This window comes from Anaerosolibacter carboniphilus, from assembly GCF_014205875.1.
GTDB classification, from domain to species: domain Bacteria; phylum Bacillota; class Clostridia; order Peptostreptococcales; family Thermotaleaceae; genus Anaerosolibacter; species Anaerosolibacter carboniphilus.
In genome coordinates this window covers 1-12,333 of record NZ_JACHEN010000015.1, presented here as the reverse complement: position 1 = coordinate 12,333, position 12,333 = coordinate 1, and the positions used below count along the sequence as shown (strand labels likewise).

The window sequence follows — 12,333 nt, the reverse complement described above, 5'->3', positions numbered from 1 at the left end:
GTTTCTAAACTTATATTTAATGCTAATTCGATGTATAAACATAATTAGTTTTGTTAATAATCAAGTCAACCCCTAAACTCCACCCAGTTGGCTGTCAATAATAGTTTAAAAAGCTAATAAGGGCGGTGAATGGATATGAAATTGAACATTTGTCTTGAGTTTGATACGCAAAGTTTGATAATTATAGCCAGTGTGCTTAATATCATAGATGCTCTACTATCCATTTACTTAAGATAAAATCGTCGAAGTACTGAAGATATTTTTCAAAGTACTTGAGATTAGCAATAAAAACCAATGATAACCTTTATTAGCTAAATGGGTGGAGTGAAAGGGAAATGATTATGTTACTGTTATGGTTATTTATATAAAATATAATATTGATTTCCTTTCAAAAATCAGGTAAAAATGAAACATGGTATTGTTTTATATAAAGTTTAGAGCTCGAACCTGATGAATATCGTGAACTTAGAAATTTATTAGTCCTAAAAACAAAATAAGACAGCCTCTTTATCCAAGTTGATATTACTTGGATTTTTATTTGTAGATATTGTTGACTCCCTCCCCTTCACTAAACTATAATTTTGTAACCTTGTCCCTCAGATTTGAATACTATAGATTAGAAAAAGAGTTCTTGATTGACTCATAGATTCATTATAATACTCCTCACAAACTACCCGATCCCCCTCGGGTAGTTCGATTCATTAGGCCATAGTTTTACAAACATTTTTGGAATTATGTGCGATGTTATTTGTATACTTATTATTTCGTAACATTAATATCTCTTCTGATTTAATTTTTTATTTTCCTCATATTTGTAGCCGCTCTGCATAATATGTATTATCTTTACGCTAAATCAGGGAGGGATCAAAGTGTATTATTATTGGCGTAGTACATCAACTTACAGCATTGCTATTCATACAACGGCTCGTACACTCACCTTATACCGTAACGGACAATGGTTTAAGTCTTATCCTGTTGCTGTTGGAAAATCAGCTACTCCTACGCCTAAAGGCACATTTAAAATTGTAAACAAATCTATAAACCCAGGTGGTCCTTTTGGTGTGAGGTGGATGGGATTAAGCAAACCTCATATTGGAATTCATGGCACAAATAATCCTTCTTCTATCGGAAAATTCATATCTAATGGTTGTATAAGAATGCATAATAAGGATGTTATTGAACTTTATAATCTAGTCCCAATCGGAACCACTGTGAAGATTGTGTAAATATTTTCCTTTTATCAACGTCATCAAGATTCTACTTTGTATCATAAACAGTTCTGCTTACGGAATATATTGTACTATCATAATCTTAACATTTAGGAGTTGGTACAATGTCAATGTCTGGATGTAGATTCAAGAAAACCTGTGATGCCCATAAAGATAGTTTTAAAAATTTCCCTGAGCACTTTGTCAAGCTGATTGAAAATCATTACTGTAATGGTAATGAAACTAAGTGTGCTCGCTACATTGTAGGAAAACAATTAGGTCGTGATAAAATCCCTCCGACTCTCAAGCCTAATGATACACAAAAAGCTAAAAAACTAATTAAATAAACTACATTATCTGGAGAGTGTTGTAATTAACCCTCTCTTTTTAAATGAATCAAAACGCAATTATCTGCACCCCAAAGGTAAATATTTAATATTCTAATAAGAAGGGGTGATTCTTATGCTCTACCATGTTCAGCGAGGCGATAGCTTAAGTAGCATTGCAAAAAAATTCAACACTACAAGCAATACGATTCTCCAAGCAAATGTTGTCTGTAATCCGGATTTCATTTTCGTTGGCCAGCCTCTGATAATTCCAGACCCTAATACTAACTTGCCCAAAGCGGGCGGTCTTCCATATTACATTTTACTTCCAGGAGATACATTGAACTGTCTTTCAAGACAATTCAATGTATCATTACAAACACTCGTTGCAGCCAATCAAATCCATGATACCAATCTTATTTATTCTGGTGATGAATTATTAATTGTTCAAGATATCGCTGACCCAGAAGAATTCTATCAAAGTTGGAAACGGATTGGAGATATAAACTGCGATCTAATTACCCCATTAGAAGAATACGGTATCTTCTACTTAGGCTCATTTCAGTGGCAAGCGCTAGGTCAAAAGTATGTTCCATACCCAATTGACCTATTAAGTCATCCATGTGAAACAGTCCGTTTCTATGCCGCAATCAGTCTGGGTAGACTTGCATATGGATTGAGGGCTAAAGAAGAACTTAGATATGTCGCAAGAAATGATCCAAGTAGTGCTGTTGCTGAAATAGCTGCCTTAGCGCTTAGACGTATCAACTTGGTAGAAGTACAAGGTAATAGACTCCATGTTATGACCAATCCAAATCGTTTACTAACTCAACCTGATTTAGCTTCACCAAGTACTACAATTTCCCAAGGAATCAGAATAATCGTATTACGTTGGAATATCCCTAGTCCCACCAGTGAAGAAGGTCCTCGTGGAGGCATACAAATATATGATCAAGTTATGGTAGTTAACACTGGTCAGGTAGGCTTTATGCCAAGGCTAGGATTCAACGAAATTACATTTATCTAATTCCCGCTACCAGAGGATATTTCTTCTGGCTTTTTATTCGATGTTGCATTTTGAATATACCTTATAAAAACCTTACAGGATTATCATGTTCACTGTATAGGACATGCTTACAAAGCCTAACCGAGGAAGTTTATGTACAAGATTCGCTCAAATTCTTAGAAGTACTATTCTTGAATCAAGCCCAGATATATGTGCTATAACTCACGTAAGAAGTATTGGGCCAACTATTGCAGGTATGTCAACTAGTAATCTTCAATCATAACAACTACTTTAATTCTATCTTCTCTTTCCCTTCTAATTCACAAAGAATTCTTACTTTGCTTTTGTCATAAACATTCCAACTTAGTTTTCCACCCTGCCAGTTCAGAGCAGGAGCTGTTAATTTATATAGTATGTTCGTATCCTCAGAAACTTTATCTTAAACAATAATCTTTTGATTTGGACATTCTCAAGTCGGATATATTTATGAATAGAAACAATGAAATCCTCCTTTAACCTATGAGCTTCTATCCTTGTGATAGGGCTCTATTTTTTACTTTGTCTAAACTTATATTTAACGATACTCAAAACTATTGCTTCATTACTTTACAGCTTGTCACACTTTTTTCTCCATTGCATAAGTTATACCGCTGGAGAGGGGGTGAACTTTTGAAAAAAATTTACTATCATTATTCTTTTTGGTCTCTCGGCAGCATTTGCCATCTCTTTTATTTTCCAGAACCAAATTTTCCTATTCTCCCATATGATTATAGGATTGTTTATGACCTAGGATATACCTCTAGCACTTATTATCTAAAATAGTAAATATAATTCTCTCAATAGGAATAGAAAGACATTCTCCTGATACGTCATTTTATTCCTATTATTCTATCTGTTAAAAGATTATGACTTCCATGGTGACTTATTTCCAATAAATCAGCTTAGCCAACATCGATAAAGGAACCTTCTAAGCTCCCCACTTGTGTCGATCCGCTGGACTGATTTACATCTGAAGTTTGTTCGACAGGGATATTCCCTGGTTCTACATTATCTTATAAGGGCGCTGGCTCCGCAGAACAACCAGTAGAAAATATAAGCGCAGATATTATTAGCAGTAATATCATATAGATGCTTTTAAAAAACTTTTTATTCATTTTGCTACACTTCAAATTATCCAGAGTAGTCTTTGTATCCGACGACATTTCAGTTTCAATTATACCTTAGTTAATTCATTCATAGCAGATAGTTGTGGTACTTCTTCTATATATTGCATTTGCTTTTTCTAAATTTTATCTTTATAATTACTTCATCAAGTGTTAGGAGGCCCATCATGGAAGAATCAAAAGGAAAAATACCTGGCTTTACCGTTATAGGTTCTTTTTTATTCGCACTTTTAGTCTTAGCGATTCAATCTGGATTGTATATCCCTTTTGAAATAGCAGCATTCTTTCCCTTCTTCAACTCAAATCCTAATTCAATGACTTTTTTACAACTTGCTGAAGAATTATTTGTTTTTTTAATAGTTCTTCTTTATCTAAATCGATACGCTAAAAAAAGATTTTCTCAAGGCATTACTTTAGGAGGTAAACCCTCTTTAAAAACTTGCTTGTATATCCTATTGCTCATGGTAGGTTATAATTTGTTCATTGATAATACACTTATGCAGCTTCTGAAAGATATCCCTCCAGATGAGTATCTTATAGATTATTTTGAAGAATTATCCGTAAGTCCAATTGTACTAATTCTATTGGTGGTTATTACAGGTCCTATATATGAAGAAATTCTTTATCGAGGCATTATTATGAAAGGTTTATTACTGAGAAATAAGCCTTGGGTGGCGGTAGTCACTTCCTCAATAATATTCGGTTTAATACATTTAAACATTCACCAAGGTCTCAATGCATTTATAATAGGCTTAATTTTTGGATTTATTTATCTAAAGACTGACTCTTTGATTCCAAGCATTGTAATGCATATTTTCAATAATTTCATTGCTGTAAGTGAACTTCTTTATTTTGATGGCAATTTTAATCTAGTGGCTTTAATAATAGGCAGTTTTCTGCTTATTTTATCACTAAAATATTTCATTAGTTATAAAACAATTAGTGAAGCAAATTTCGCCTCTCAAGAGGAACCAACGTAAAAGATCAGCCATCAAGCTGATCTTTTATCATATCTTTCTATGAAAACCCATTTTAAATATTTTGTGACACCTAATCAGTGATATGCATACCATGAATTGGGACAGGGCACTATGCTTAGTTGTTTGCATTATGCATTGCCTCAAAATATTATGATTGGAGGAAAATCTATGTCAAATGAAATTTCTATTGAGCAGGTTTTGCCTGACACATGTCAAATCTTAACTCAAGGTGGTGTAATTGTTGGTGCCATAGGAGCATTTGTGCTTGAAGGTGGTAGCCCTAACACTTTAATTGGGAGAGTAGTATCTTGCGAATCTCAAGAACCAATACCATTCATTAGAATTATATTGACTGAAAGTTTTGGATCAATCCCAGTAGGAACGCTAATGTCCATTGATGCACGGGATATCGCAGCATTTGGACCAATCACTGCGTAATTCAATAAACTAATATATAGTCCTGCGGGTAGATACTTCCATACGATCTGCCCGCTTTTTAATTCTTTTCTTTTTACTTATCAAGGAGGTAGCTGCCAGTGTGCTGCTTATTGTCTATCTTCTCTCATTCAGCTTTATTATTTACAAGATTATCTCTAAACTAGACCCTCAGAAGGCTTTTGCTGCGCTCAAATTTGCATCTGTTGTACTAGCAATAAAACCTAGTTATGATCCAAACTATCCTTCTAATTCATAAAGGGGCCTACCGAATTTTCCGTACTTTACTTCTCTCAATTGTATATGCCTCCCTTTGTTTATAAATAATGCAATACTAACTCTTACAAAATCTCAAATTACTCTAATATCTTTTTTAATTACATAAACATAGTATATTTCAGTATGGTTCCAATGTCCTATTTTAGCAATATGGCACTTCAAACGCTTACATAATTTTACATGACATGCTATAATATAACAACTTGAAGCTATATTGAGAGGAGTGTGTTTAGATAAAAAAACATTCTTTCAATGAAACATATATTTAGTATTATTTTTTAAAAATTATTCTATGGCTAGGAGGATTACTAATGACAATCCAAAGAAAACTCATCTTATTGTTTGCACTCTTCATCTTTACATCTACTCCTGTAGTTGCAGTATCAATGGAATCTAATACAACCAATACTAATTTTTCAGAGATAAATGTATCTATTAACGGAGAATTTGTACAGAATAATTTCCCTGTGCTTAACTTCAATGATGAAATACTGCTACCCTTAAACGCTATAGCAGATTCTATAAATGGTGCCATAGAGTGGAATAGCGAAACAAAAACAATAAATATTATTAAACCTGAAGTGACCATGATATTTGCCAAAAATGCAGACTATGAAGATGGTATATACACTTTAGGTAATTTTTCAAATAAAGCATGTGTTCATGTTAAGGATTTCTATGTATATACAGCCGTGTCTAATCTTAATCCCGGTGAATATCACTATAGAATGGTTCTTTTAGATCCGGATAAAGAAATAGTTTCCAGTAGTGAAGAATTTAGTGTTCAAATAACAGATGACATTCCTCAGTTAATTGATCTTACCCAGTTTACCAATATTAACTTTACAAAAGTAGGTAATCATAAAGTACAGATTCAAATGAAGGTCAATGGATCATTTAAAACGCTTTATGAAACAACGTTGCTAGTGTTTCAAGATTAATTTAATAAACCTTATTCTTTTATAACTAGGGCGCCTTTAACAAGGCGCTTTTTTACTCTGTCATACAGATTTCACTAAATATTTTTATTGATTGTAGATTTTTTGTAGTAATAATTAGGATAGCTTTTGTTTTAATGAGTAATGCTACATTCATAAAATAGAAACATGACTATAATCTTGAGGAGACATCCTTTGAACATAAGTTTATTCATAACAATTATTGCGTTATTTCTAATCTTTTCATCGTCTAACATGGAAGATTATCAATCGATATGCAATCTTATTTTAGTGCAATTAAATGTTCCATTTGAGTTGACAATTAATCTAGAATACTACATAATAAATATAAAGTTTTCTAGGGTTCCGCAGCTTATGGCTGGTCTGGTCCAAGAGAAAACATACAGTTATCTGTGTACACGGAGGGAGAAAAGCCCGGGAAAATATCTTAGATGATATTTTTCTGGGTTTATTTTTTTATCAAATACTAATTCATGCTATCAAGTCGAAGGAGGTCAATTCCTATGAATAAAAAGCACTTTTGTTCGTGTAAAGATCTTAACTGTAAATTAAATCCCCATAATCATGATTACGGCTGCGATCCATGCGTTAAAAAATGTTTTCTATGATTGCAGTTATTTTTATGCCAGAAAGGAGTTTTATTTCACTCGCAATAAAACTTTTAACAGTCTCTATTAATACAGAATAACAAAGAGTAGTCGATTTAATATCCAGCTACTCTTTGTTTTATTTTATGAAATGTGTATTTCACCGCATAAGAAATATCCATAGTTATTATTTACTTTTTGAAATTTTATCTGTATTCTCAATATACAAAGAGATCTCTCCACATTCAGGACAAATTGCAACTTTAGGCTTTTCTATTCTGTTGGCAAAGATGCCGATACCTTCAGCTATTTTAATACCATATCCTGCACCTTCAACCTTCACATCAAATCCCTCAACCATCTCACATTGACACTGCCGACAAATTCTCATTTTCGTTCCCTCCATCCTGTATTATGTAAATAACCCTTACTTCGCAATATAAGAAAATTGCATAATAAATGTACTAAAGAGTAGTCTCATTATGTGTGTCGCTTAGCTCAAATAATATCTTTAAATTTCTTGGAATAGCATCAAGCCAATCATTTAAACCTAATACTTTTGATTTCTGTTTTAGAGCGAGGGAAAATGAATCAAAATAGTTTCCTGATAATAACATATCAGTTTCTTCTTCACTAAATTTGATTGATTCTACAACATTATTCACATATTCTTTATTCATTGGACAATTAATTTGACATTTCAAACAGTCATATAAACAATGATGTATCGATAACGGTATCCATTCTGGAAATTCATCTGAGTTTTCATTAAAATATGACAAACATCTTTCATTATCTATTAAAAAACGTTCTTCTCTAATAGCTTCTGTAGGGCAATTGTTGAAGCAAATATTGCAATTAATACATCTATTAGCCTGTCGCATTTCCCCCCAATCATCATTCTCACAGGGTATGTCTGAGAAATAAGCAATAAAGGAAAAAAAACTACCCATTCCCTCTATATAACAGATATTATTCCTGCCATAGACTGCTAAACCACTTTGGGAAGCTAATCGTTTCAGCGGCAGATTGGGTGCAGCTTTTATATGATAATGTTTTGGTGTGAGAAAATTATTCAGATATTTTTCAGTATTATCAAAGTCAGACTTTACAAGACTTACAAAATTATATTTTTTGCCCTGTCTCACAAACTCCACTTTTGCATAGGACGGATGTGGAACAGCGATAATGATGATAGATTTTATTACAGATTCAACAGTCGGTACATCCAACTTATACAAGTTATTCACAATCCATCTTTGAAAACCATTTAAACCCTCGTCCTTTTCGAAGAGTTCAATCTCGTTTTTAAGATTTTGCAAACACTTTATAGATAGCATTTGTAGTTTGTCACCATGTATCAATGCCTCCTGTTTTAGCAAGTCAGCCATACTCATATTCTAAATCCTCCTGTTATATAAATAATTTAAAAGCTTTTAGATAACCAGAAGTTTTCGAGTTCAACTCAATTTCAATTGCATTGCATTCGATTCATAACTTTGCTTTGTATTATAGAAATAATGTATATTACTCCGAATAAGGATTATACTCGTTTTATTCAATAGGCAAATTATGCTGTTTTAAGAAAGATAGTTTATCCCAGTAACCTCTTTGAAATAAAATCTTATCATTCACTATTTGAAAAAAACCGCAACCTCTTAAACCCAATGGATCGCGCCATTCCAAAATTGCCCATTGTCCATCTTCAAAAATATTTTCAACGATACAAACCATTTTTGCTTGAGCAAATTCTTGTTCAAACATTTTCTTTATAGCCTCTTTCCCAATAACTGGCTCATTGGCAACCTGATGGTTTATTGCACTGTTATCATATAATTCTGAAATAATTTCTGCATCTGCATCATTAAATGCGTCAACCCATTGACAAAGTATCTCTTTTGGCTTCATATAATTTACCTCCTGTTTGAATAAATAATCTGTACCTTGTAATTTTCTACAACCGTATATTACTTATTCTACCATATAATAACAGTTCTTGGATGACCAGAAGCTTTTAAATATTGCTCAATTACTATTTCTTGCATTGCTTTGGAAGAGATATAGTAGCTAAAACCATATTAATAAACTAGTTAAAACAAAAACTCTAAACGAAATAAAAATACTACTAATACAAAGAGCTATAGCGAAAACTCTAAACTTTGTTTTCGTTGCTATCAAATATGAAATTACTATTATTGGCAGCAAATATAGTAAAGCTACATAAAAAAACTCCTATCTATCAGTGATGATTTCTATGACAGAAAGGAGTTCTATTTCACTCGCCTATAAATTATTTCACACTCTATAAGCTAGGCATATTTATCATTTTTCAAAAAAGCTATAAAAATTATTTAATTATTTACTTTTACTTTAATGGATATTGCTGAGTTGTACAAGATTCTAAAACTAGCAATATAATTTTTGCACAACTCAAGTTATTTAGTTTCTATTCTATGTGAATATTCATAGCTCTTTTAATGTCTTCAACAATCTTGTTGCCAACCATATTTGCCTTCTCACTACCTGCCAGTATAATATCACGTACTTCACTTTTATGCTCCTCATAGTAAGCTCGTGTTTCTCTAAATGGAGCAACAAGACAATTGATCTTTTCTGCTAAAAGTTTTTTACAAGCTACGCAACCAACATCTGCATTTCTGCACATTTCGTAAATATTTTTATATTCGCTAGGGTTAAATACCTCATGATATTTGCTTATCGTACATATATCCGGATTACCTGCATCTTTTATCTTTATTCTATTTCTATCGGTTGCAGCTGATTTTATTTTTGCATTAACATCTTCAACGGCGTCTGATAAATAGATTGCATTACCAAGACTTTTACCCATTTTTGAATTTCCATCTAATCCAATAAGTCTTGGAGTATTGCTAAGCAATGGTTTTGGCTCTTTAATAATAACCTTTCCTTTCCCATATAAATCATTAAATCTTCTTGCAATTTTTCTTGCTTGCTCTATGTGAGGAATTTGATCATCTCCAACTGGAACTAAATCCGCATCACAAAAGGTTATATCCGCTGTTTGGCTAACAGGATATCCTAAAAATCCATAACTTAAATCATCATATCCATATTGTTTTGCCTCTGTTTTTATAGTTGGATTATGTCGTAATGAATTAACTGAAACAAGCATTGAATAAAATACTGTCAATTCTGCAATCGCGCTAACTTTAGATTGTAAAAACATAGTTATCTTATTCGGGTCTAACCCTACTGATAAATTGTCAATCGCAACATCATAAATGCTTTTATTTAATAACTCTGGTCGTTCAAAATGTGTTGTCAACGCTTGTATATCTGCTAATATAATGAAGGTATCATATTCGTCTTGCAATTTTACTCTATTTTGGAGACTACCTACATAATGCCCCAAGTGTAACTTTCCAGTTGTTCTATCACCTGTTAAAATTCGTTTCATTTTAAATGCCTCCTTTAGAATATTATTTTAAAATAGACACCACCAACCATCTTCCATGAAATCGCCTCCTTAAAATAAAAAACTCCCATCCCAAAAGGGACAGAAGTTCATTGTTCTGTTTAGCCACCCAAAATAACAAATTTCACGTACCAACATACGCTTCCATTATAACGGTTAGGATTTCCGTCAACATCTACTAGCAAAGCTTTCGAGTTGCCCTCATAAGTCCATTCAACATAGATTGAAATGCTATATTTTCACCATCAATAGCTCTCTGTAAATTCAAAGCCTTATGTCTACTACTCTTACTCATCGGTTTTAATTATATTTACATTATACACATTAAAAATCTATCCTGTCTATTTATTTTTCAACTTTTCTAGCAACACACAGTACTCCCTATGCATGGTATTACATATAACGGTTCATATTCCAAACAGACATTAACTCACACACACTTCCTTGAAGTACAATTGGTAGAGGTTGTTACTTTTGGCTCTATATTTACGCTTTTATAACAAGTCCAAATAATTTTGAAAAGTCTACTGCTTGCATAGGAGAAACGATTGCACCCCTAATATCTTCGGGTCGTATACCTACTCCTTCAAAATCGGAATTACTCAAGTCTATTCCTGATAAGCTTGTTCCGGACATCTGACTTAGTTTAAAATTGCATTTTCTAAACTCAACCTTATTAAAATCACTGTGTTGAAAGTTACTATTTTCAAATATACAATCTGATAAGATCACATTTTTCATTTGAGTATAATTCATTAAAACAAATTGACCATTGCAGTTATTCATACAAATGTTCTGGAATGTAGCCTCATTGAGATTTAGCCCCATCAGCTTACAGTCTATAAACTCCGTTCTATGAATAATTGCCCCACTAAAATTTGCGTTTGACAAATCACAGTTTTCAAATCTTACATCAGTAAGTTCTAATGAATTCAATGTGATACCTTTGAAATCTACTTTATTAAAGATCACACCTTCAAAGCTTACTTGACTAGCTGCTTGTCTTTTGATTCTGCAATCTGATATATAGATATTCTTAATACTACCTTCATCTTCAATATCAATAATTTTCGTACACGTTTGTTCAATATCCTTTATAAATTTGGGCTTAATTATTTTGGGAAGAACTTGCTTATTATTCATAGTGCAATCTCCTTAAACTTATTTTTCATTTTTATACTTAAATAAAATCTAGAACTTAACTTATGCTATAAGGCTGACGTTATTTATAATACGATTCTGCGTGACAGCAGCAAATGATGAAATGACAGTATTAATTAATGCCAGTTTACTATCTGCCACTAACTCCTCAGATAAGTTGATCGGATTTCCAAATTTATTTCGCCATCCTTAGTATCGATACTTTCGATTTATCCAATTGATATTACCCGTTTTACAGATATTATAAATAGATGATACAATAATTTACAATAAATGTCTATACAACCATGAACTCGTAGATTGTAATCAAAAATTTACAGCATTAATTATGTATAAATAAAGAAACTCAGAAGCAATTGCTTCTGAGTTTCTTTATCAAACCAGCGACGACCTACTCTCCCAAGGGGCTACCCCCTAAGTACCATCAGCGCTGAAGGGCTTAACTTCTGTGTTCGGTATGGGAACAGGTGTGACCCCTTCGCTGTAGTCACTGGATTTGTGTGGCTTCGCCACCGTTGTCGGTTATCGGTTGTCTGTTATCAGTTATTTACGTCATTCTCTTTGGCCTTTTTAACTCCAAAGAACTACCCTAACAACTGTAAACAGTCAACGGTCAACCGTCAACTAAAGGCATATACCTTCAAAACTGAACAATGATTTAGAGAATCTATACAATATTGGTCAAGTCCTCGACCTATTAGTATCGGTCAGCTAAAGACATTACTGCCCTTACACCTCCGACCTATCAACCAAGTAGTCTACTTGGGGTCTT

At 32.9% G+C, this 12,333-nt stretch carries 12 protein-coding genes, 2 rRNA genes and 1 riboswitch; of the genes, 7 read left to right on the top strand and 7 right to left on the bottom strand.

Annotated elements, in window-relative coordinates; all coding sequences use genetic code 11:
• The first annotated feature begins 869 nt into the window (after positions 1–869).
• The 7 genes from HNQ80_RS12490 to HNQ80_RS26670 all read left to right on the top strand — a co-directional run bounded on the left by HNQ80_RS12490 (position 870) and on the right by HNQ80_RS26670 (position 6,964).
• Positions 870–1,226 carry a L,D-transpeptidase gene (locus HNQ80_RS12490; protein WP_330602858.1) on the top strand — a complete coding sequence of 119 codons (357 nt, stop codon included), beginning with the start codon at positions 870–872 and terminating at the stop codon, positions 1,224–1,226.
• A 107-nt stretch (positions 1,227–1,333) separates the two neighbouring features.
• A complete protein-coding gene (locus HNQ80_RS12485) occupies positions 1,334–1,555 on the top strand; it encodes a hypothetical protein (protein WP_184310998.1) in 222 nt (73 codons plus the stop codon).
• A 115-nt stretch (positions 1,556–1,670) separates the two neighbouring features.
• Positions 1,671–2,561, top strand: a complete 891-nt coding sequence (locus tag HNQ80_RS12480) for a LysM peptidoglycan-binding domain-containing protein (RefSeq protein WP_184310997.1) — start codon at positions 1,671–1,673, stop codon at positions 2,559–2,561.
• 1,309 nt (positions 2,562–3,870) lie between these two features.
• Positions 3,871–4,683, top strand: coding sequence for a CPBP family intramembrane glutamic endopeptidase (locus HNQ80_RS12475; RefSeq protein WP_184310996.1), 813 nt, complete (start codon positions 3,871–3,873; stop codon positions 4,681–4,683).
• A 111-nt stretch (positions 4,684–4,794) separates the two neighbouring features.
• Positions 4,795–5,121: a hypothetical protein gene (locus HNQ80_RS12470; RefSeq protein WP_184310995.1), complete on the top strand. Its 327-nt coding sequence runs from the start codon at positions 4,795–4,797 to the stop codon at positions 5,119–5,121.
• Between the two features lie 587 nt (positions 5,122–5,708).
• Complete coding sequence (locus HNQ80_RS12465; protein WP_184310994.1) at positions 5,709–6,338, top strand: stalk domain-containing protein; 630 nt, start codon at positions 5,709–5,711, stop codon at positions 6,336–6,338.
• 344 nt (positions 6,339–6,682) lie between these two features.
• Positions 6,683–6,779, top strand: a riboswitch (guanidine-I (ykkC/yxkD leader).
• Between the two features lie 50 nt (positions 6,780–6,829).
• Positions 6,830–6,964 carry a DUF6485 family protein gene (locus tag HNQ80_RS26670; RefSeq protein WP_408626316.1) on the top strand — a complete coding sequence of 45 codons (135 nt, stop codon included), beginning with the start codon at positions 6,830–6,832 and terminating at the stop codon, positions 6,962–6,964.
• A gap of 166 nt (positions 6,965–7,130) precedes the next feature.
• On the opposite strand, the gene HNQ80_RS12460 is transcribed toward HNQ80_RS26670, so the two are convergent.
• From HNQ80_RS12460 to HNQ80_RS12430, 7 genes are all read right to left on the bottom strand, one after another.
• Entirely contained in the window at positions 7,131–7,334 is a 204-nt protein-coding gene (locus HNQ80_RS12460; RefSeq protein ID WP_184310993.1) for a nucleic acid-binding protein, read from the bottom strand.
• A gap of 73 nt (positions 7,335–7,407) precedes the next feature.
• On the bottom strand, positions 7,408–8,340 hold the full coding sequence (locus HNQ80_RS12455) for a 4Fe-4S double cluster binding domain-containing protein (protein WP_184310992.1): 933 nt from the start codon (positions 8,338–8,340) through the stop codon (positions 7,408–7,410).
• Between the two features lie 157 nt (positions 8,341–8,497).
• Positions 8,498–8,851 carry a nuclear transport factor 2 family protein gene (locus HNQ80_RS12450; RefSeq protein ID WP_184310991.1) on the bottom strand — a complete coding sequence of 118 codons (354 nt, stop codon included), beginning with the start codon at positions 8,849–8,851 and terminating at the stop codon, positions 8,498–8,500.
• 538 nt (positions 8,852–9,389) lie between these two features.
• Complete coding sequence (gene trpS, locus HNQ80_RS12445) at positions 9,390–10,382, bottom strand: tryptophan--tRNA ligase (protein WP_184310990.1); 993 nt, start codon at positions 10,380–10,382, stop codon at positions 9,390–9,392.
• A gap of 504 nt (positions 10,383–10,886) precedes the next feature.
• Complete coding sequence (locus HNQ80_RS12440; protein ID WP_184310989.1) at positions 10,887–11,543, bottom strand: pentapeptide repeat-containing protein; 657 nt, start codon at positions 11,541–11,543, stop codon at positions 10,887–10,889.
• Between the two features lie 396 nt (positions 11,544–11,939).
• Positions 11,940–12,056, bottom strand: a 5S ribosomal RNA gene (gene rrf / locus HNQ80_RS12435).
• Positions 12,057–12,238: 182 nt separating this feature from the next.
• A 23S ribosomal RNA gene (locus HNQ80_RS12430) occupies positions 12,239–12,333 on the bottom strand; the annotation flags it as partial.